This is a genomic window from Paenibacillus sp. FSL M7-0134, from assembly GCF_038007865.1.
GTDB lineage: Bacteria > Bacillota > Bacilli > Paenibacillales > Paenibacillaceae > Paenibacillus > Paenibacillus polymyxa_B.
On record NZ_JBBOXV010000001.1, the window covers coordinates 1,367,507 to 1,389,836 of the forward strand.

Here is a 22,330-nt window from a genome sequence, read left to right on the forward strand (position 1 = left end):
GTTAAACACAATCAAATTAAATACAGCAATAGAATTACCACGGTTGAAAACAATCAGCAGTTTACAGATAAATTGAATAGTAAGTATGTAGTACAAACGATCAAAAGGTTTTTTGATATTAATGTAAAGCCGGAAAGTACATCAACATATCCGTAGCAGTTATCAGTGGGATACAGCGGATGGAGAGCAGTATATGGACTTTTCCCAAGTCGAGAATTTCTACGATAACGGGAATGGGACATATACAGCTAAAATCCAAATTTAAACATCGGACTTTGAAAATCAAGGAGACAGCATTCTGTATAAACCCAAAGATCAGGCGTAGGGTAATGATGTAGGCTTTGACACCCGTGGAGTTGCTGATGCTATCGTGAAAAAGGCTAAAGTAGGAAGAAAGGATACTTATCAGGTTATAGAATATAAGGTCAGATATTAAAAGAAACTTGTATTTAATAGTTTTTCCCTTTCTGTCGATAAATATAAAGGAAATTACTAGGAGAGGGGAAATGGAAATGAAGTATACTCGTTTATATGAAGGGAATAGAATAAAGATTTTGAAAAAATTCAATTTATTTGTAAATGAGCCTATTGAAGCTAAGAAAGTGACTGAAGAGGAACTCGCTACCTGTATATATGAGAATTGTGAACAACTTATACCAGACAGGTTAATCAAGTTTTTTGAGAAAATTGGTAAAAAAGATGATTTCATAAAAGATATCAAAGAACACTTAAAAATATATGGATATATACTTTCAAACTTGGAGACAAATGAAGAAGCGAAAACAAAAGGATACTCAAATACTACAGGATTAAAAAAGATGTGGGAGGAAATTAGTTTTTTAGGAGTAGAAGATGAAGAAGAAATCGAATTTGACACTTCTCTTTTTAATAAAACCATTATTACAACCAGAGTGTTAGATGATTATTTCGTGGGGTTTCTAAAGGAAGAATTTCACCTTACTCTATCTAAAAGGCCCATTAAACGTTCTGGAGAGCAGAGAGATGATATAGTAGTCCCACATCTAATCCAACCATTTGTATATTTTTTGGGGTTAGTTAACGAGTGTCATAAGAAAAATGATGAATATAAGTATGATAAGGATACATTAGAAAATCTATATCTTATATTTGAACAGGTTCTGAAAAATTATTCTGAAGAACAACAAGCAGTTGGGAAATTTCTTTTCGAAAGGGAATACAACTTATTTTTGACAACGGCTATAGTCGCTTTATCGAATGCTGTACCTAATTTAGAAAATAACAAATTAAGAGAATTTTTTGGTTTTTTTGGATTGTTACCAAATGTTCATAGTAGGTATAAATATATTAGTATGATTGGTGAATATTTGATCAAAAATTCATCTGTTGAAAATGCTAGATATATAAATTCTAAAAAAACAGAAGATTGGTATGAAGAAGCTAGAGAAGTTATGTTGGAGTTCGCCTTGATATCTCTCCCGGTAATGGAAGTTTGTTATTATGAGCTCTTACATCAATGTAGTATTATTCCACTTGAAGGTAAGACTTTAAATGAAAGTGTGCTTATAGCAAAAGATATGGACGTAGACAAGGAAACATTTTCTGAAACTGCTCAAGCTGTAGAACGCTATAAAACCATCATTGAATCAAAGGAGTATTCTTTAGAGAAGTTTATAGAAGATTATAAAGAAGCAGAAATTGGAGACATTGGTGTTCTCAGCAATTCAAGCGAACTTGAGCTTTTGAATGATAAAATTCTTGAATTGCCTAGAAACATCTTTGAGTTTGTTGGAAAAGCCCATCATGATTTATTTAAGAGAAATTAGTGAATTGTAGGCTGCCTTTTATGGCGGTCTTTTTTTAATGGCTACATAGCATATTTTTAGCAAAAAATCAATTCAGCTCGCAGTTTACCGTGTAATGCGGCATTATTAATCTTCGCTTATGATGGTTTCACGAAAGACCACTATAAGCGAAGGGAACTGGTGAACATGAAGAAACAAATTGGTGAAAGAATGTTCAAGGACTATCTTAAAGGATTATCGGATGATGAAATGCAGAAGATACGAGGAATGTTGAACCATAGATCAGATTTAAGTATGAATATTTTTAGTCTCCAATTTCAACATTCTTCAGTGGGAGGATTTAATTCTAAACCATATATATCAATTGTTGGTTGGATGCACGAAGAAAGTAAGTATTGTTTTGCGAACCTGGGTACAGGTTCAATAACAATCGGCGAGAAACTATCGGAGGAGGATTATATAAGGGTCATCCTTGATTCAAAAGAAGGAAAAGAGAAATTCTATCTGCACTTCAAAGGGGAAACTACTGAGTATTCCAATAAGGACAATTTTAACGAAAACTTTGTTTTCTCATACGTTGAAACAAAACACTATGCCCAGCTCTGCTTGTACGAAGGGATTTCAGAAAAGAAAATTTTGGTCATTTACATGAATGAAGAGGAAAGAAAGCCTATTATACGTGCAATAGCATTCTCTTTTTTGAAACGCTTGTATCCTGAGATCAGTACTGATGTTTTTTACGGGAGGGAAGTGTAATGTCTGAGGATGAAAAAATTATAATACGACTGGATGATAGTTCGGGTCATAGCCAAACCTTAATGGACGATAGTCGAGTGGATAAAGTTTATGATTTTTCTGGAAATGAAAATAGTTCTTACAATATTCAGGGAAGAAAATCATTTGAGTTTGATAGGTCTCCAGATTTCAGTTCACTAATTGCTGATGAAATTACAGATAATCAGATGTTTTTAGGGGAGAATTTGGATGATAATCAGTTACCTAAGAGGTCGACTAAATTTTCCGCAATTCAGCAGGTGAGTAAATTACTAGAAAATGACAATACCGAGGAACTGGAAGAAATATATATATACGACGATAGTAATCCCTTAAAAAAGAATGAGTTAAGGGAAAAGAGTTTTGAAGCCAAACTTGAACAATCAATGCTTGAACAATTTGAAATGCTTAGTTCAGGTGACAGAATCATGCTGTATAACAGGGAACGTGGTTATTACAAGTTATTTACAGACAATGAATTAGCAGTTGCTATTAGAAGGAATATAACCATTGAGCAGGATTGGAAATTGAGCAGGCGCAAGATTGATGAGGTTATATACCGATTAAAAACACAACCGTTAATACAAACTTATTTCAACGATTTAAATGCTGATGTAAATCTTATCAATTTCCGTGATGGAGTGTTAGACCTAAGAGAACGGAGGGTGCTTCCACATGATCCAAAGTACTGCTTTACCGGTTTCATTGATGCAGATTGCAAAGTTATACCCAAACAAAAGGCGAACAATCGAAATTATTCATACTCAAGTGTTTTTGAACGTTTTCTAACAGATTGTACTGAAGGGGATGAAGCTAAACAGGCTTCTCTCCAGCAAATGGTAGGTTACATCATATCGAATCATTTTAATGCCAAAAAGATGTTTGTACTCATTGGTGAACCGCATACAGGCAAAAGTGTGTGGTTGAGTTTGTTACAGATATTGATTGGTAAGGAGCATACAACTTCTATGACGCTCAAGCAACTAGGGGTTAACAGGTTTATGCAGACGCGTTTAGCTCACTCTAAACTTAATATATCACCCGAGATGAGTGATGATGGTGATTTAAAGGGAGTAGAGTTCATTAAGGCTGTTACTGGTGGAGATTTAATTACAGGCGACCGTAAAGGTGAAACAGCAATCGACTTTTACGGCAGAACAAAACTGGTGGCAGCAGGGAACCATATGCCTAAGCTTGCCAAACACGATGGAACCACAGCCTTTATTGATAGACTGTTGTTTATTACCTTCAATAATTCGATACCAGAGGAACAACGTGACCGTTTTTTGCTGCAAAAACTTTTAGAAGAGCGACATATTATCATCAAGTGGGCATTAGAGGGCTTGTATCAACTGATTGATAATAATTTTATATTTACGGAATGTGATGAAGCAATTCAGTTCAAGAAGAAGTACATGGTTGAGATAAACAATGTAACAGAGTTTGTGAATGATATGTGTGTTGTGGAACCAGAAAATGATAAATCAAGGGTTCATAGAACAAGGTTGTATGACGCTTATATCATCTATTGCAAAGCAAATGGGTTGACTTCAGTGAAGAAGACGGAGTTCTGGCGTGAAATCGAGAAATTTAGAGTGCGAAGTGGAAAGATCAGAGTAGAAGGATCTACTCCATTAATGGGGTATAGAGGCATACGTCTACTTTCGCCAGATGAATACACGCATACATGAATAAACAGTCATAAAAACAGGCTACATTGGCTACATTCTGAAATGATCTACCAATAAACCTTGTTGTAATGGGAATTATGGAGACTCATTATCGGAGAACTTTCCTGCTACAGAATAGCTACAAGAAAACTACACCCAAGTTTTTTAAAAAGTTTCATTTATATATTATACACATGATGGAGGGACACAATGTCTAACACTGAAAAGCTTTGCTATACAGTTGCGGAATTGCACGACATTCTACCTTTAGGGATGAATTCTCTTTACAAGTTGGTGAACAGGGAGGACTTCCCCAAAATTAAGGTAGGCAAGAAAATCATCGTACCTGCCAAAGGGCTTAAACTGTGGCTGGAAAAACAAGTTCAATAACAGGGGGATCTACTGCAATAGAAAAGAAGCGGTATTTACTTACTTATTAGAGTGATTTTATATGGGGGTTCGGGTATGAATATTCGCAAAGTCGTGAATGATTACGGACTTTGAATGCTAATTAGATAGTATATCCCCCCCCCCGTCTCCCGTATGGAATCGAAACTTATTTTCGCATGGTTTATAGTATATAATATCATTTAACAACGAGGTGTAGAGATTATGGCGGGGAGTATTAAGAAGGTAGGCACTAAGTACAGAGTAACTTTTGAACTAGGCAAGGATTTAAACGGGAAACGACTGCGTGATTATGCTACCGTGCATTCCGAAGCAGAGGCTAAAAAGTTGCTTGCCGAATTTGACTATAATCAAAGTAGGAATTTATTAGTGCAGTCAAATGCAATGAGCTTGATAGAATTTCTGAATCTTTGGATGGATAACTATGTGAAGTACAATTGCGAAGAGACTACAACATACGGGTACAAAAATATTCTTAACAAGCACATTTCTAATTTTTTCGGTGGGATAGAGCTTCAAAAACTTCAGCCGGGGCATATCCAGCAATATTATAAGCATCTTATGGATGAGAAAAATCTATCGCCCAATACTGTTCATAAACACCATGCACTTATACGTAAAGCGTTGGACTACGGTTTGAAACAACAGCTTGTGCACAGAAATGTAGCGGATGCGGTAGTCCTTCCTAAAAGAAAAAGATATGAAGGTAAATCGTACACGAAAGAACAGCTAATTGAACTTTTGGGAAAAGTTAAAGATACTAAATTAGAGGTCCCCATTTATCTCGCTGTTTATTTGGGACTGAGACGTGAAGAGATCATTGGATTAAAATGGAAATACGTGGATTTTGAAAGCCGGACTCTTCACATTTATGAAGTCAGAACGAGTGCAGGGAAAGCGATTATAACCAAAGCGCCTAAAACAGAAAAAAGTAGACGATCCCTTCACATCAATGATGATCTATATAGCCTGCTTAAGATGCATAAGGAAAAACAGGAGGAACTCAAAAATATGTTAGGTTCTACCTATGATAATGCTGGATATGTCTATTCTCATGATAATGGGAAACCATATAGAGTTAACTCTGTTACAGAACAGTTCAAAACGTTCCTTGAAAAGCAACAGCTACCCAAGATAAGGTTACACGACCTAAGGCATTCGTTTGCAAGCGTATTATACAACCAAGGTATGGATTTGAAAGCAATATCTGAAGCATTAGGGCATTCCGATATTGGAACAACAAATAAGATTTATACGCACCGTTTCGATAAGACACATAAAAATACTATAAATGCCATGAGTGAGGCTCTAAATGGGAAATTTACATGAGGGAGTTAAACAACAAGCTCAAAGCAAGAGTTTTTATGTATTTTGGATATCATATTTGTTATAATTAGGAGGAGCATACCAGTATGAACCGTGAGGCGATACTAATGAAACAAGTTGGAGATCAATCGATGTTTTTACCTGAATTTCAAAAATTAATTAGATCGCAAAAATTCGATTTTATGGATATAAATGAAGATAAAAATGAGACGGTGATTCGTTTGAGAAAACAAGATGGGTCAGAAAGAATGCAAAAGAGAGAACGTCTGTTAAAGGCACTTGAGCAACCTGGTGGGGTGTTAAAGCGTTATCCGGGTGTTTCTGAGGAACTTCATGCGATTGCGAGACGTGAAGAAGAGGATGATCGGGACGGTAGTCACTTTGAGTAGGTTTTTGCTTGATACAAATGTATGTATTTATTGTTTGGACGGAAATCCAAAAATCATTAACTACTTGGGTGATATCATCCGAAATCCTCATAATGAACTGATTTTGTCAGTGATTACCGAAGCAGAGTTATTTTCATCCATAAAGATATATAATAATCCTTCTTTGAAAGCTGAAATATCCTCATTTATCAATAGTGCAGATGAAGTAAAGGAAATTACACGAGAAATTGCTTACACCGCTGGAGAGATTAGAGCATACTTCCATCAAAATTTAGGAAAAAAGATTAAGCTCCCTGATGCGCTTATTGCGGCAACAGCAATCCATCTGAAAGCGACCTTGGTTAGCAATAACGACAGGGATTTTACTGATGCGTTATTAAGGTATGAAACAGCGTATTATAATCCTATTAAGTAAAGACTGTGGCTTCAGGGCAACAGGAAGGAGTACTTGAGACGGACTAAAACGTACAATGCTTTGATCAATTATCCTGTCCGATTCTGTAGACCAGTTGTAGACAAGAGGTATAAAACATCGTAATTTACGTTGGTTCTCTATAATAAAACATAATAAATTCAGTCTTATAAAGCCTTGCTATATAAGGCTTTATAAGACTGCATGATATTATTTAATGTATGGTAGAAAGTCTGGGACAGGGGTTCGACTCCCCTCGCCTCCATTTAAGTAAGACAAGAAAGCCATCAGCCAGTGATTCTGGTTGGTGGCTTTTTATTATGGCTCTAGTAATTGACTTGAAGAGGTTTTACACAACTTGTAGCTTAAAGGTATCTCTAAGTGTTCCTGCTGCTTTTTCTCCGTAAGCAACCCAAGCATTGATTTTCTTTTCGAAAAAGTATTGACATGGATAAAAAAATATTATATCTTTATATCAAGATAAATAAATTAAAGATAAAACAACCAGAAAATTTTGAATAGGGAGGTATACACGTGATCACCATTTTAGAAAGAATTAATCAGCTTGCAAAAAAAACAAAAGAAGTTGGGTTGACTGAAATCGAAAAAACGGAACAAACGGATCTTCGCAAAGAATACCTTCAAATCTTTCGGGGTTCTGTACAAAGCCTTCTCTTGAATGCTACGATTTATGATCCGAATGGAGACGATGTTACGCCTGAGAAACTAAAAAAAGAACAGGCTCAAATCGCTAAACGATGAATTTAATTTTATCTAATATCTCTAATTTAATAATCTTTAAGTAAATATAATATGGAGGGTGATTTTTATGTTGGCAAGTGGATTGTTAATGATACGTTTGGTGGTTGGATTGTTATTGGTGGGGCACGGAGCACAGAAGCTTTTTGGTTGGTTTGGCGGCTATGGTCCAAAGGGTACGGCCGGTTGGATGGAATCGATTGGCATTAAGCCCGGAGTGTTCATGGCAGTGTCTGCTGGGTTGATGGAATTGTTGGGAGGAGCTCTATTTGCTTTAGGACTATTCACTCCACTGGCTGCATTGTTGATTACGGTGACTATGCTCGGAGCAATTTTCAAAGTACATGGCCCAAACGGGATCTGGGCAACAGCTAACGGCTATGAATATCCACTAGTTCTTATTGCAGTCGCAATTGGTATTGCGTTGACAGGAGCAGGTTCATATTCTATCGACGCATTACTTAGATAAAACATGATGTTTAGGTCATTAAAGTCATCAACAACAAAAAATAAAGGTTCTTACGATTAAAGGAGGGTTTCATATGTCACTGCAAACTACAGGTATCCATCATATTACAGCTTTTGCCGGTAATCCACAGGAAAATGTCGACTTCTATGCCGGCGTCCTGGGACTTCGGTTAGTGAAGAAAACAATCAACTTCGATGCTCCTGAGGTTTACCACTTGTACTTTGGTAACGAGGCAGGAAGTCCTGGAACGATCATTACTTTTTTTCCTGCACCAGGAACTCCCAAAGGGCGAATCGGAGGTGGCCAGGTGGGCATAACCTCGTATGTGGTCCCACCAGGTTCACTTGATTTTTGGCGGCATCGTTTAGAAAGCTTTGATATTCAAGTTACGAAAACGAGCCGTTTTTCTGAACAATATCTTCAATTCGAGGATAATGAGGGCTTACGACTTGAGCTTGTTGAACGTGAAGCGGGAGCGAATAGTACTTGGTCTTACGGTGGCATTTCGGCTGATAAAGCAATTAAGGGGTTTGGAGGTGCTGTGCTATTTAGCGTTAACCCACAGAAAACGATGGATGCATTGGAGACCATACTCGGATTTACAAAAATCGCTGAAGACGCCGAATATGCCCGTTATCAGTCCGTAGGAGAAATCGGCAACATCGTAGATGTTCCGCTCGCCAAAATGGGTCTAGGCTTTGGTGGAGCAGGCACGGTACATCACATTGCGTGGCGTGCAAAAGATTTCGAACAACATGAAGAATGGAGAAGCGCAGTCCAGCATTATGGCTATCAGCCGACTCCAATCATAGACCGCCAATATTTTAATGCGATATATTTCAGAGAAGCGGGCGGCATACTATTTGAAATTGCTACAGATCCACCGGGATTTGCTAATAATGAACCTGCTGAATCTTTGGGGCAGAAATTAATGCTGCCAGAGTGGTATGAACCGCAGCGGGCTCAAATTGAGGCGAATCTGCATCCTATTGAAGTGAGAACATTAACTGGAAAACAACAGTAAACGAAACGGCAGCTGTTTTGCCTCCAGAGGAAAAGGTGAAGCCACGTTGATGGGAACTGCCAGGTTTAGAAAAACGGTACATGACTGAATATAAACATGACAAGATGAATATCAACAGGATTAAACCCACTTTGACAAAATTGGTCATAGTGGGTTTTCATTATGCACTTGGTATGGACTTATAACATAGGGATGAAAGTCTGATCACGCTAGGCAGGAAGGGATGTATATTTAATCGCTATTTTTCAACGCATCTAATTTTCGAGTGCTCCAGATGAACCTCCCCCCAATCATACATACTGCGCAATATGGGGACGAAATTTGCTCCGTGAGCTGTTAGCGAGTATTCAACCCGGGGAGGGATTTCTCTGAATATTTCGCGATGCACAAACCCGTCTTCTTCTAATTCTCTTAGCTGCTTGGTTAACATCGCTTGTGTGATATCAGGAAAGGCGCGTTTAATTTCACCGAATCTTCGGGTACCACGGGACAGAAACCATAAAATCACTATTTTCCATTTGCCGCCAATGATTTTCTGAACCTTTGTTAAGGGGCAATCTGTAAAATAATTCAGATTTTCACTCATTTGTGCCATCTCCTTATCGTTTGTATTCCAGAAAGTCCTATGAAATCAATTAGTATGATTTTTGATAGTATATACTATAAATATGCCTACTTGTTGTTTCGATACCATTGGCTTAACATTACATTAGCATTAAAGCTTTGACAAGCCATCTGAAAATATTCTGGGGGCGAAGAAGATGAACATTAATATTTTATACGGTCACCCTTATGCTAAGAGCTTTAACAAAGCGATTTTGGAGCAGGTGATCGCTCATTTAAACGTACGAGGGGCGAATGTTAAGGTAAAAGATTTAATTCAAATGTCATTTAATCCGATGGCAGGCTTAAAGGATTTAGAGGCTAAGGTCACTAACGCATTGCCAGAGGAGATAGTAAAAGAACAGGAGGATTTATTGTGGGCAGATGCCTTGATTATTATTTCACCGGTATGGTGGGGCGGATTTCCCGCTGTTATTAAAGGATATATAGATAGAGTGTTCACAACAGGACTCATACGCTCTTCTGATGGTGTATATGGGCTTGAGGGCAAGAGAGCCTACTCGATTTTTACAACAGGATCTTCAGAAGATTATATTCGCATATCACGTCAGAAAGATATGCTCTACGCGGCTAACGATAATTTGTTTGGGTTCGCCAAGTTTTCGGATGCCGAGATTAAGCTTCTTTACTCGGTGCCGCGTGTAACCTTGGAGGAACGAAAAGCAATGCTGCTGGATGTCAATCGATTTGTCGATCGTATTTTTGATATGAGACCGGGAGAGGGAGGCAGTACGAGGGATAGCCTTTCTCTTCAAGCTTTGGAGCATGATTTGGCTAGCCATTAAGATTACGTAAACTGCAGGATGTTTCTTTGGAAAAATAAAGAACACCCTTATGGGTGTTCTTTCGTTTGGACATATGGACATATTACACTGTGCTAAGTTATAAGCTTGTTACTGCTAAAGATATAACCTTTTGGATGGTTCTCCTACTGGATACCGCAGAAGGTTTAAGACGTCAGTTGCCGGTTTGTAAATTGCCTTAGCCACCACGTCAGGAGATTTCCCGGTGTTTCCCGTATCCTCTAGCCGACAAGATATGAATGTTCCTCCAATCTTTAGAAATGCCAAATTCCACGCATTACCGTGTAATATTTTGCTTGATAGCCTTAATTTTCTCCTCAGTAAAGACTCCTGAATCCAGCAGGTCTAGAATGGAGAGCACGCTGCCGCGAGAACCCCAGCTGCCTTCTTCAATGACCTGGAAGGATACCCACCAAGTTGGGGATGGTTCCGGTACACCAAGTACTTTAGTCAAACTGCCAAGAATATTCTCAAGCACTTTTTTGCGAACGTCGTTAGGCCAGTCACCATCCATCACCAGAACATTGACAGTAATTACATCACGTTCTGGCTGATCCGACAGCAATTGCCCACCAATTGCCATGTAATCTATTGGACGTTCGTTGAAATGGACCTGAAACCCTTCTCTTGCTGGCGGACAATATTGACCTACCTCTGGAACGAGAACTGCATCCGTCAAACCTTCTGCCAAAAGACGGCGCTGTTCAAGCGTTATGCGGCCTGCGGGATAATTTACACTGATCATGGTCATGGTCTGATATCTCCTTATTAAGATTTAACCAAGCGATGTCTTGGAATTCTTTATGATATCTGTATCCAAGGCTTCAGCTTGGCAAGCTCATTGGTATTTTGTTGATATCGTTAATATAAAACGATGATAAACCCCTGTCAACACTAATTATTATAATAATATATATTTAAATAATATATAGAGAGATGTGAAGCTAGTTTAAATGGGCTATAATTATGTCTAGTCTAATGAAAGCATGACATACTACGGAGATTTGCTAGAGGTAACAGGAGGCACAATATATAATGGCGAGACAGTCAGGAAAAACCAATACAATGTTTGCGGTATTAGGCATTCTGAGTCTGGGTCCTCATACCGGTTATGATATAAAGCAACATATGGAGCAAAGCACTAGTTACTTTTGGAATGAGAACTATGGTCAGATCTATCCCAGCCTGGCAGAGCTACTGGATCGAAAAGATATTGCAGTCGAGGTTATTCGACAGAAAGGAAAGCCTGACAAGAAACTCTACAGCATTACCGATCAGGGAAGGCAGACGTTGTCAGACTGGCTTTCTCAGCCCATGGAGCATGTGGTGATGCTTAAAAAAAATGAGCTGCTGTTGAGGGTGTTTTTTGGCGGGAATTCTTCGCCTGAAACGATTATAAAGCACATACAGGAGTATAAAGAAAAGCTAGTGGAAAGCTTGCATATTTTTGAAGAACTTGAACGTTGGCTTATCAACGTAGAGCATAAAGACCATAATCACAAATATTGGATGATCACAATGAGCTATGGTAAAAGTCAGTTTAGCAGTTTAATTAGCTGGTGCGATGATAGCATTAAAATATTGAGTTCTTAGCAGTTGGTAAAATTCATATGTAATGAATAATCAGAAAGCATGCTGGACTATCAGAGGAATAGTAAACTAGTAACGACAATTCTTGTCGTTATCTCCGGACATGGCGACTCCTCCTTCATAAAGCTGCTTGCCAAGTTGGGCTCGCACCTTTATGGAGGAGTTTTTTTATCCCGTAAGGAGGATGCAATACACACGATTTTGTACGCTGTAAATGAGTAACTATTATTCCACCAGCTTTTCAGACTTCACCAGCATTTCTCGTAACACGTGAGCGACTCGACTTTTCCGGTTCTCTGCTTTCTTTTTTATCAAGTGTAATGATTTTTTGTATGCATGAGTATGGCTTTGATCGTAGAACTGTTTGGCTGCAATGCGTAATGTTCTTCTTAATAACAGTGCTGATGAGCGTGTTAACCTAGAGCGGAATCCCCTGCGCAATACCCGCAACGTATTTTTGTAGGTCTCAAAATCCTCGGATGGAGGGATAAGGGCAAATAAATTTAACGAGGAGTCATTGAATCCGTAGGTTTCATACATGATTCTCAGATTTTCTGTATTTAAAACGTTACCTCTGAGATAGGTTGGATGTTCCTGATGATATCCGACCACCTCTTTGATGCAATAAAAAGGGATCTTCAAGCGATGCAGTCTATAGCCAAGGTCCCAGTCTTCGAGTCCATACAGCACAAACCGTTCATTAAAACCTCCAATACGAATCAAGTGACTGCGTCTGATGGCTACACAACGAGTAACCAGCAGCATCCAGGGGGCGACATCCGTTGTGGCAAATTGTTTCTGCGTATTGGGGGGGACTCTTGTGGGACTAACTACTTTAGACAGTGCACCCGTTTGGTGAAGGATATCTTCAGGGGTTATGATTGGAGTAATTTCGTTCGCTGCTTCATAGTCAGCATTCCATAAGTTGGACTGCGTAAGTATGTTGCGACATTGTTCTTTTTCTTCAGGAGAAAAGTCAGGGTAATAATGGGTAAAAGCATCGTCCCATGAGTGAGGAATGCCTGAGAGCACAGACTTGGGATATTTACGGTGATAACGGCTCACGATCCTAATGAATTCCGGTAATACTACAAAGTCAGCGTCGCAGAAGATGATGTATAGCCCTTTTGCACGGCGCAGTCCCAAATTTCGAACGGCAGATCGACCGCGTTGTTCCTGATGTGACACATAGATAAGAGGATAGGATGCTTTGAAGCCTTCGACCATTTCTTTCGTTCCGTCTGTAGAACCGTCATCAGCTACAATGACTTCGAATAGTTGCTTTGGATAGGTTTGTGTCTCAAATGAAGCGAGTGTGAGCAACAATTGCTGGGCTCGATTATAGGTTGGAATGATGACGCTGTAGCGGATAGCCAATATGATCTCCCCCCACCATTCTTATTAGAAAACGTTTGAACAAGATGAATAATAACAATGTATTCAAGGATTTTAGCCTGGTCTAGTCAAACATCCCTCAAGGTTCGAAACAGGCTTGGTCTTATTACTGATGCTAAGGTGGGGGTTCTGTATTTTCTGCTGTTTTGCAGGTACGTTCAGTGGTGTTATATATGTGTAATCATGGTATTATGCATAGAGATGTAAAGTAAAAGCGACGGCGCTTCCTATCCGCTGAAAGCCCGCTCAGCAAACAGAAACAAACATGAGATGAAATGGGCAAGTTATGGTAAACTATATAGAGTTATAGAAGACCTGAAAGAGGAGTACTTTATGACACAATTTGTCTATAAGCAAATTATTGACGATCTCAAGATGAAAATTTTTGCGGGAAAGTTTGCGGATATGAGATTGCCAGATGAACGTAGTCTTAGTGAGACGTACCAGGTTAGTCGTAGTTCAATTAAACGTGCTCTGACTAAAATGGAGAATGTCGGAATTATTTTCAAAAAACAAGGTTCCGGGACATTTATTAATCCATTATACATAAGAAATGAATCTATCTTTAACTACGAAGGCTCTAATCTAGGGGTCACTGATAATTTTCAAATGCATGGTAAAAAGCCTAAGATCAAAGTATTGAGTTTTGAGGTCATTCCGCCAACAGAAGAGTTACAGCGCGATTTGTTCTTGGAGACTCATGATTTTGTTTACAAAATTGTTCGCTTACGTCTGTTTGATGATGATCCTTTTATGATTGAAACGGGCTATATCCCCATTAAAATTGTCCAGAATTTAAATCAGACAATTATCGAGGGGTCCATTTTTAATTATTTGGAAGACTCGCGGAACTTGGCCGTCACCAAATCTTTTTTATCCATTTTTGCAGAACCGTCTCAAGAGACTGATCAAAAGCTGCTACATTTAAATGAAAATGAGCCTGTAGGTATTATGGAAGGTGTGTTCTTTTTAGATAACGGTACGCCATTTGAGTTTTCTCATATGCGATTTCATTACAAATATTTGAAATTTAATACCTTTGTATCGGTTCACTAATGATAAGACTGGAGAATTCTCCGGTCTTTTTTTTATGGTTTTGAAAAAAGGATTGAAGCCTGCAATTACCTCGTTTATTACAAATTTTATTGGTTTATACTTCTATATATTTTAATGTAAGAGCTTTTTTACTGTCTTTTTAATTTATATTTCATAGTATGTTCAAAATTTCACAAAATTGGACCGTATCACTTGTGAAAAAGGTTGAATTAAATTGGCGTAGCGTTATGATGGACATGTAGATGAAATTTCCGGAAATAAATTACAAACAAAACTACTTAGGGAGTGGACACAATGTCATTATCACCCGTGTTAGCAGATTATTCATCTAAAACATATTTGGAAAAACTTGATGCATATTGGCGTGCAACGAACTACATTTCGGTAGGTCAGCTTTATTTAAAAGATAATCCTTTGTTGAGAGAGCCTTTAAAAGATTCAGATGTGAAAGTTAAGCCTATTGGACACTGGGGCACAATTCCGGGTCAAAACTTTATTTATGCACATCTAAATCGTGTTATTAATAAATATGATTTGAGCATGCTTTACATTGAAGGTCCTGGTCACGGCGGCCAGGTTATGGTTTCAAATTCTTATCTGGATGGTAGTTACACTGAAATCTATCCACAAATTACGCAAGATATCCCAGGTATGAAGAAATTGTTCAAACAATTCTCTTTCCCTGGCGGTATTGCTTCACATGCTGCTCCTGAAACACCTGGATCTATCCATGAAGGTGGAGAATTAGGTTACTCCCTTTCTCATGGTGTAGGTGCCATTCTGGATAATCCTGATCTGATTTCGGCTGTTGTTATTGGTGATGGCGAAGCTGAAACGGGCCCATTAGCCGCTTCGTGGTTCTCTAACAGATTTATCAACCCCATCACGGATGGTGCAGTGCTGCCAATCTTGCACTTGAATGGCTTTAAGATTAGTAACCCAACGATTATGTCTCGTCAATCGAAAGAAGAATTGACCTCCTACTTTAAAGGTTTGGGTTGGGAGCCGTTCTTTGTTGAAGGTGAAAATCCGGATCACATGCATCCAGAAATGGCGAAAGTATTGGATACGGCCATCGAGAAGATTGAAGCTATTCAAAAGAATGCACGTGAAAATAATGACCTTACTCGTCCGGCGTGGCCGATGATTGTATTCCGTTCACCTAAAGGCTGGACAGGTCCGAAGGAATGGGACAACGTGCCGAATGAAAATTCATTCCGTGCCCATCAGGTTCCAATTCCGGTTGATCAAAAGAATATGCAACACGCACCTGCTTTGTTAGAATGGCTGAATAGCTATAGACCAGAGGAATTGTTCGACGAAAACGGTCGTTTAAACTCTGAGCTTGCTGAAATTCTGCCTACAGGCGATAAACGTATGGGAATGAACCCTGTTGCGAATGCGGGTAACCTCATTAAAGACTTGAAATTACCGGATTTCCGTAACTATGCGCTGGATAATTCCGTACCTGGTAAAGTGATTGCGCAAGATATGTCGGTTTTAGGGAAATACGTTAAAGATGTGGTTCTTTTAAATGAAGAAAATCGTAATTTCAGAATCTTCGGACCGGATGAAACGATGTCTAACCGCTTGGCTCCTGTTTTTGAAGTAACCAAACGCCAATGGATGGACCAAATTATTGAACCTAATGATGAATTCTTATCATCCTATGGCCGCGTAATTGATTCTCAATTATCCGAACACCAAGCTGAAGGACTGCTGGAAGGTTATGTATTAACAGGTCGTCATGGTTTCTTTGCAAGTTACGAAGCCTTCCTGCGTGTGGTTGACTCGATGATCACCCAACACTTTAAGTGGCTGCGTAAAGCAACGGATCAAGGATGGCGTGCAGATATCCCATCATTGAATGTCGTAGCAACCTCAACAGTGTTCCAACAGGATCATAATGGGTATACACACCAAGATCCAGGTTTGTTAGGTCATTTGGCTGATAAAAAACCAGAATTTATTCGGGAGTATCTGCCAGCGGATGCCAATTCATTGTTGGCTGTTTTCGACACCATTTTAAATGACCGTCAAAAGATCAATTTGATTGTTTCGTCTAAACACCCACGTCCACAATGGTTTAGTGCTGATGAAGCGAAAGAATTGGTGGACAAAGGGTTGAAGATTATTGATTGGGCAAGTACAGATCAAGGTGGAGAACCTGACCTTGTCATTGCTTCTGCTGGTACAGAGCCAACTATTGAAAGTTTAGCTGCGATTTCCATTTTGCATGAAAAACTGCCTGACTTGAAGATTCGGTACATCAACGTGGTAGATTTGCTGAAACTGAGAAGTCAAAAACTAGACCCGCGTGGATTATCCGACGCCGAGTTTGATCATTTTTTCACAAAAGACAAGCCAGTTGTTTTCGCTTTCCATGGTTACGAAGGTCTGATCAAAGATCTGTTCTTTGATCGTCACAACCATAACTTGCATGTACATGGTTACCGTGAGAATGGCGATATTACGACACCATTTGATATGCGCGTATTGAATCAGATGGATCGCTTCGATCTAGTGAAGGAAGCTGTCCTCAACTTACCTGACGCTGAGAAGTACACCAACATTGTGGATGAAATGGATGCTACGGTTAAGAAACATCATCAATTCATTCGCGAAGAGGGTATTGATTTGCCAGAGGTAGAGAACTGGGTATGGAAAGGCTTGAAATAAAAACACAGACACTTCAACTTTGTGTTGGACAACCAAGCCATCAAGCATGAAGTGGAATATATGATTTGGTAGTGGTACAAGTGCCTGACCCCTTGACTTCAAGTATGATTTCAATGGGGATCAGGCGCTTTTTGATTTAGCACACAGAGAACTTGGTAGAGAATTTACAAGCTAGTGGGTATATACATATATAGGGAACGAAATGAATTTCTATATTTTGCCTGAGGATTAAAGAGGTGTTATGGTATATGAGAATAGTAAAGGAGGCTGTTAATATGAACCATCAAATTCCGGAGAAGGTATTGAATGATGGCACTAAAGTGCCCGTCATTGGATTTGGGACTGTTGGATTTAAGGGTGCAGATGGAGTACAGGCGATTACCGGCGCAGTTGATGCAGGTTACCGTCTGATCGACACAGCGTTCAACTATGAAAATGAGGGGGCTGTCGGGAAAGCGGTCCGACAGAGCTCTGTGCCCAGAGAAGAATTGTTGATTTGCTCCAAACTACCGGGTCGCCGACATGCTTACCAAGAAGCCATTGTAACGATCGAAGAGTCATTATATAGAGGAGGTCTGGACTATTATGATCTTTATCTGATCCATTGGCCGAATCCCCAAATTGATCGATATGTTGAAGCCTGGCAGGCGTTGATTGAGGCGAAGAAAAGGGGCTATATTCGTTCCATCGGGGTCTGCAATTTTCTGCCCGAGCATAATGAACGTTTAATTCGGGAAACAGGTGTCGCCCCGAGCATCAATCAAGTTGAATTGCATCCATTGTTTAATCAGGAGCACCAGCGTGCAAAAGATGCTGAACAGGGCATCGTGACCGAATCGTGGAGCCCCTTGGGGCGTGGTCACAGCATACTGGAGAATGAAAAGATTGGGGAAATTGCTGCTGCTCATGGTAAAACGACTACACAAGCGATTTTACGTTGGCATATCCAACTTGGAGCGATCCCGATCCCTAAGGCCTCTTCTTTAAAACACCAAACGGAGAATCTGGATATTTTTGATTTTGAGTTGTCTCCAGAGGAAATGAACGTGATTTCGGCATTTAGCAGTGAGGATGGGCGGATATGGGGTCAGGACCCCAAGTCCTATGAAGAACTATAATCAGGAACAATAAATAGAAGGGTTCAAAAATCTGTCGCGGGTTTTTGGACCCTTTGCTTTTATAATAAAACGAACACACATCCGAAAGTGATCAGTGGGCCAGTATATAGAGCTATGATGAACATTTTTTACCGGATTTGATGTATGATATGGTGGAATGTAGTCCTTTCGAAGGAGGTCATCATGGGAATTTTGTCGAGGTTTAGGGATATTATGAAAATGAATGTTAACGCCTTAGTGGATAAGGTGGGAGACCCGGAGAGAACCATTGACGATTATATGCGGAATTTAAACAGTGATCTAGGCAAGGTGAAAGCGGAGACGGCCTCAGTGTTGGCTGATGAGAGAAGGGCAAAAAGAGCACTGGATGAATGCAAAGCCGAAATCAAAAAGCTCCAGCATTATGCCAGTAAGTCTGTGGAAGCTGGTAATGAAGAGGAAGCTCGAAAGTTTCTGGAGAGAAAAGGTTTGCAGGCGGATAAATTGGAACAATTACAAACGTCCTATGATTTAGCTTCGACAAACGCCGTAAATATGAAACAAATGCAGGAGAAGTTGGTGTCCGATATGGGGCAACTAGAAGCGCGGCGCGCTGAACTTAAAGGGAAGATGGCGGTTGCCAAAGCACAGCAAACCTTGAACTCTATGGGCAGCAAGAATTCTGCTTTCGAAGTTATGGAAGAACAGGTGAACAGAGCGTATGATGAAGCGATGGCTATAGCCGAGCTTCGGGCAGGAACGAAGGACGACCTGGATGCTTTATTTGCACAATACGAGAAGAGTACGAATGCAGAGGATGAACTGGCTGCGATCAAAGAAAAAATCAACCATAAGGAATCATAACAGTATCTACATGAAGAGGTGAGCAGATGCCGGTTATCGAATACAAATGCCCAAACTGCGGCAGCGGCATGGTCTTTGACGGTGAGACAGGGATGTTATCCTGTCATAGTTGCGGAAGAGAGGACAATATCGAATCTATTCCTGATCCTCTGATAAATCGTATTTTTTCAGAAGATGAGGCCCATGAGTATCATTGTAATAACTGCGGAGCAGTGATTATGACCGAAGTGGAGACGAGTGCAACGGTGTGCAGCTTTTGTGGTTCTGCCGTGGTTCTCGGGGATCGACTGACTGGGAAGCTGGCTCCAGCGCAGGTTATTCCTTTTTCAATCAGTAAGGAAGAAGCCATAGCTGCTTTCAAAAAATGGTGCAAGAATGGCCGTCTGACGCCGAACCGGTTCATGATAGCAGACCGAATCAAGGGAATAACCGGGATGTATGTGCCCTTCTGGTTATATGAATTACATAATAAAATTGAGGTTCAAGGTGAAGGTACCCAAGTGAGAACCTATACGAGCGGAGACTACGAATATACGGAAACGAAGCATTTCGATGTATATCGGAAAATTCGTTTGAATTATGTAAAGGTTCCAATTGATGCTGCGGAGAAAATGAACGATGAGCTGATGGATAAATTGGAGCCTTTTCCATACGATCAGCTAAAACCCTTTAAAACGCCATATCTAGCAGGTTATATTGCGGAGAAGTACAGTTATAACGAAGAAGAGCTTTTCCCGCGAGTTAAAGAAAAAGTGAAGGAATATATTGATGCTTATATTCATTCTACGGTGTCAGAGTATACGGCCGTGAGTTATACGGAAAAGCAAATTGATACTACATTAAAACAAGCGGATTATGTCCTGCTCCCGGTGTGGGTCATACACTATGACTATAATCAATTGGAGCATACGTTTGCTATGAACGGACAGACGGGCAAGGTAGTCGGTAAGCCTCCGATTAGCAAGTTCAAAGTGACGGCTTGGTTTGCAGGCATTTTCGGCATTACTCTCTTTTCATTGAGGTTAATCACTTGGTTGATGATGGGAGGGGGATTTTATTGAAAAAGCATAGAGCGATTATAGCCGTCTTGTTGTTCTTTGCTGCTTTTCTGGCAGTTCCTATGGAAATGAAGGGCGAACCAGCAACGACAGAAATGAAGCCATTGATTTATGATGAAGCGGGTCTGCTCAATCAGGAAGAGTATGATGTGTTGAACGCTATGGCTAATCAATACGGAGCGGAAAGAGAAACGGACATTATTATTTATACTACTCTCAATCCCGACAATATGGATGTTATGAAAATGACGCAGGACTTTTATGATGACCATGGCCCTGGGTATGACAGATCTCATGGGAACGCGGTCATTTTAACGATGGATATGAGAAATAGAGAGGTGTACTTGGCCGGATTTTATAAGGCAGAACGGTATCTGGATGATGACAGGCTTACTAAAATACGCCATGAGATTAGCCCGGACCTGACGAACGGCAACTATGGGCTTGCATTTCAAAAGTATATTCTGAGTGCGCACAAATATTTGGCCATCCGTCCAGGGGTGAATCCAGACAGTATATTTTTTAAAGGATGGCTTCATTTGGCGGTTGCCCTGGGATTGGCGGCGATGATCGTGGGCAAGATGGTTTCCAATTCTGGCGGTCGGGTTACGGTAAATCGGCAGACCTACGAGGATGCGAACGCTTCAGGAGTTCTGGAGCATCGAGATCAGTATCTTCACACAACGACAACGAAACGGAAGATTGAAAAGAGCAGCAGTAGCAGCAGCTCAGGCGGTGGTGGCGGAACGACCAGCGGCGGTCATTCGCATAGCGGCAGCAGAGGATCATTTTAACTGAGGATTTTGTAAAAATCCAATAAGCGACTTTCAATGAACAATATATAGATCGAAATGGTCTAGTTCGTCTATATATTGCACTTTGGAGCGACTGGAATCGAATTTTGCAAAATCCTAAACTGAAAGGATGGATACAGTATGGGGTTCTTCAGAAATCAATTTGCAAATGTTGTAGAGTGGGAAGAATTTAGAGATGATATGATTTTCTGGAAGTGGAGCAACCGTGAAATTAAAAAAGGCAGTAAATTAATCATCCGCTCCGGTCAAGATGCGATTTTTGTAAATAACGGAAAAATAGAGGGTATTTTCGAGAATGAAGGGTCGTATAACATGGACTCTGACATTATTCCATTTCTATCCACACTAAAAGGGTTTAAATTTGGTTTTAACAGTGGCATGAGGGTAGAGGTCTTATTCGTTAATACGAAGGAGTTTACGGTCAAATGGGGGACGCAGAATCCAGTGCTGATCCCGACCCCCCAGCTGCCAGGCGGTATGCCGATTCGTGCCAATGGCACATTTAATTTTAAAGTGAACGATTATGTTACGCTCATCGATAAGATTGCCGGAGTGAAGGACAGTTATCTAGTTGAGGATGTGAAAATACGGATTACTTCGGTGTTGGATCAGTTATTGATGAAGTGGATCAGCAGAGAAGGAAAGGACATGTTCAATCTGCAGGCGAATGCCTCTGACATTTCAAAAGGTATTCAAGAAGATCTGGATATGCAAGTGATGGACAACGGTATGACGATTACTGGCTTTCATGTGATGAGCTTCAATTATCCTCAAGAAATCCAAGATATGATCACGAAGACAGCCTCTCATGAAATGATCGGTAATCTGCAAAAGTACCAACAAGTGACGATGACGGACGGGATTGCATCGGGTAATGTAAAAGGCGGCGGTGCTGCTTCGGATATGGCGAGTATGATGATGGGGATGAATATAGCAAATGAAATGATGAAAAATTTTAACCCGAACCCAAAGCCTTCGGCTGAGACTCAGCCTACACCTGCTGCCCCCGCTCCATCTGGAGACGGTAATAAGCCCAATTTTTGTCCGAATTGCGGTACAAAAAACGAAGGAGCTAACTTCTGTCCGAATTGTGGACAAAAATTGAACGGATAACATAGCTACGGTCAAACTTCTTTATTTCAGAAAAGCTCCGACTGGGTCAAGTAATCCTGTAAGCCAAAAGGCAGTTATCGCAGAGTATCTTCTGTGATGGCTGCTTTTTTATGTAGTTCGTTCAAGTATTTTCTTCATAAATCTGATTTATTGGATTGAAAAAGGTACTCAGGATAAGGTACTATAGCTATATAGTATGTATTTATATTAACTAATTAGTT

22 protein-coding genes are annotated in these 22,330 nt (G+C 39.9%); 19 read left to right on the plus strand and 3 right to left on the minus strand.

Annotated features, from left to right (window positions below):
- The first annotated feature begins 506 nt into the window (after positions 1–506).
- The 10 genes from NSQ58_RS06025 to NSQ58_RS06070 all read left to right on the plus strand — a co-directional run bounded on the left by NSQ58_RS06025 (position 507) and on the right by NSQ58_RS06070 (position 9,015).
- Complete coding sequence (locus NSQ58_RS06025; RefSeq protein WP_338533088.1) at positions 507–1,805, plus strand: hypothetical protein; 1,299 nt, start codon at positions 507–509, stop codon at positions 1,803–1,805.
- 165 nt (positions 1,806–1,970) lie between these two features.
- Positions 1,971–2,540, plus strand: coding sequence for a hypothetical protein (locus NSQ58_RS06030; RefSeq protein WP_338533089.1), 570 nt, complete (start codon positions 1,971–1,973; stop codon positions 2,538–2,540).
- Entirely contained in the window at positions 2,540–4,249 is a 1,710-nt protein-coding gene (locus NSQ58_RS06035) for a DNA primase family protein (protein ID WP_338533090.1), read from the plus strand. The genes NSQ58_RS06030 and NSQ58_RS06035 overlap by 1 nt, the downstream gene beginning before the upstream one ends.
- Before the next feature lie 189 nt (positions 4,250–4,438).
- Positions 4,439–4,618: a helix-turn-helix domain-containing protein gene (locus NSQ58_RS06040; protein WP_338533091.1), complete on the plus strand. Its 180-nt coding sequence runs from the start codon at positions 4,439–4,441 to the stop codon at positions 4,616–4,618.
- Positions 4,619–4,840: 222 nt separating this feature from the next.
- Entirely contained in the window at positions 4,841–5,965 is a 1,125-nt protein-coding gene (locus NSQ58_RS06045; protein ID WP_338533092.1) for a site-specific integrase, read from the plus strand.
- An 83-nt stretch (positions 5,966–6,048) separates the two neighbouring features.
- Positions 6,049–6,351: a hypothetical protein gene (locus NSQ58_RS06050; protein WP_338533093.1), complete on the plus strand. Its 303-nt coding sequence runs from the start codon at positions 6,049–6,051 to the stop codon at positions 6,349–6,351.
- Positions 6,344–6,766 (plus strand): type II toxin-antitoxin system VapC family toxin, encoded by a 423-nt coding sequence (locus NSQ58_RS06055; protein WP_338533094.1) that lies wholly within the window; start codon positions 6,344–6,346, stop codon positions 6,764–6,766. Before NSQ58_RS06050 ends, NSQ58_RS06055 begins: the two co-directional genes overlap by 8 nt.
- Positions 6,767–7,297: 531 nt before the next feature.
- Entirely contained in the window at positions 7,298–7,525 is a 228-nt protein-coding gene (locus NSQ58_RS06060) for a DUF896 domain-containing protein (RefSeq protein ID WP_023986494.1), read from the plus strand.
- 67 nt (positions 7,526–7,592) lie between these two features.
- Positions 7,593–7,991, plus strand: a complete 399-nt coding sequence (locus NSQ58_RS06065; RefSeq protein ID WP_258297438.1) for a DoxX family protein — start codon at positions 7,593–7,595, stop codon at positions 7,989–7,991.
- A gap of 73 nt (positions 7,992–8,064) precedes the next feature.
- Positions 8,065–9,015, plus strand: a complete 951-nt coding sequence (locus NSQ58_RS06070) for a ring-cleaving dioxygenase (protein ID WP_341057022.1) — start codon at positions 8,065–8,067, stop codon at positions 9,013–9,015.
- Positions 9,016–9,253: 238 nt separating this feature from the next.
- Here the strand turns inward: NSQ58_RS06070 and NSQ58_RS06075 are convergent, their stop codons facing one another.
- Entirely contained in the window at positions 9,254–9,601 is a 348-nt protein-coding gene (locus NSQ58_RS06075) for a winged helix-turn-helix transcriptional regulator (protein ID WP_034094951.1), read from the minus strand.
- Positions 9,602–9,776: 175 nt separating this feature from the next.
- Between NSQ58_RS06075 and NSQ58_RS06080 the strand changes: the two genes are divergently transcribed.
- Positions 9,777–10,424: an NAD(P)H-dependent oxidoreductase gene (locus tag NSQ58_RS06080; RefSeq protein ID WP_341057024.1), complete on the plus strand. Its 648-nt coding sequence runs from the start codon at positions 9,777–9,779 to the stop codon at positions 10,422–10,424.
- 295 nt (positions 10,425–10,719) lie between these two features.
- Here NSQ58_RS06080 and NSQ58_RS06085 read toward each other — a convergent pair whose 3' ends face one another.
- Positions 10,720–11,193, minus strand: a complete 474-nt coding sequence (locus NSQ58_RS06085; RefSeq protein ID WP_023986499.1) for a tautomerase family protein — start codon at positions 11,191–11,193, stop codon at positions 10,720–10,722.
- Positions 11,194–11,477: 284 nt separating this feature from the next.
- Between NSQ58_RS06085 and NSQ58_RS06090 the strand changes: the two genes are divergently transcribed.
- Complete coding sequence (locus tag NSQ58_RS06090) at positions 11,478–12,035, plus strand: PadR family transcriptional regulator (protein ID WP_023986500.1); 558 nt, start codon at positions 11,478–11,480, stop codon at positions 12,033–12,035.
- Between the two features lie 222 nt (positions 12,036–12,257).
- Here the strand turns inward: NSQ58_RS06090 and NSQ58_RS06095 are convergent, their stop codons facing one another.
- Positions 12,258–13,409, minus strand: a complete 1,152-nt coding sequence (locus NSQ58_RS06095) for a glycosyltransferase family 2 protein (RefSeq protein ID WP_023986501.1) — start codon at positions 13,407–13,409, stop codon at positions 12,258–12,260.
- Between the two features lie 351 nt (positions 13,410–13,760).
- On the opposite strand from NSQ58_RS06095, the gene NSQ58_RS06100 reads away from it, so the two are divergent.
- The 7 genes from NSQ58_RS06100 to NSQ58_RS06130 all read left to right on the plus strand — a co-directional run bounded on the left by NSQ58_RS06100 (position 13,761) and on the right by NSQ58_RS06130 (position 22,109).
- Positions 13,761–14,483 (plus strand): GntR family transcriptional regulator, encoded by a 723-nt coding sequence (locus NSQ58_RS06100; protein ID WP_068938379.1) that lies wholly within the window; start codon positions 13,761–13,763, stop codon positions 14,481–14,483.
- A gap of 294 nt (positions 14,484–14,777) precedes the next feature.
- Positions 14,778–17,162 carry a phosphoketolase family protein gene (locus tag NSQ58_RS06105; protein WP_068938378.1) on the plus strand — a complete coding sequence of 795 codons (2,385 nt, stop codon included), beginning with the start codon at positions 14,778–14,780 and terminating at the stop codon, positions 17,160–17,162.
- Positions 17,163–17,437: 275 nt separating this feature from the next.
- The gene (locus NSQ58_RS06110) at positions 17,438–18,280 is read left to right on the plus strand and encodes an aldo/keto reductase (RefSeq protein ID WP_023986504.1); all 843 of its coding nucleotides are present in this window, start codon (positions 17,438–17,440) and stop codon (positions 18,278–18,280) included.
- 183 nt (positions 18,281–18,463) lie between these two features.
- Positions 18,464–19,123: a PspA/IM30 family protein gene (locus tag NSQ58_RS06115; protein WP_341057025.1), complete on the plus strand. Its 660-nt coding sequence runs from the start codon at positions 18,464–18,466 to the stop codon at positions 19,121–19,123.
- Between the two features lie 26 nt (positions 19,124–19,149).
- Entirely contained in the window at positions 19,150–20,184 is a 1,035-nt protein-coding gene (locus tag NSQ58_RS06120) for a hypothetical protein (RefSeq protein WP_023986506.1), read from the plus strand.
- Positions 20,181–20,975 carry a TPM domain-containing protein gene (locus tag NSQ58_RS06125; protein WP_068938375.1) on the plus strand — a complete coding sequence of 265 codons (795 nt, stop codon included), beginning with the start codon at positions 20,181–20,183 and terminating at the stop codon, positions 20,973–20,975. The genes NSQ58_RS06120 and NSQ58_RS06125 overlap by 4 nt, the downstream gene beginning before the upstream one ends.
- Positions 20,976–21,116: 141 nt before the next feature.
- Positions 21,117–22,109, plus strand: a complete 993-nt coding sequence (locus tag NSQ58_RS06130) for an SPFH domain-containing protein (protein WP_341057027.1) — start codon at positions 21,117–21,119, stop codon at positions 22,107–22,109.
- Positions 22,110–22,330 lie beyond the last annotated feature (221 nt).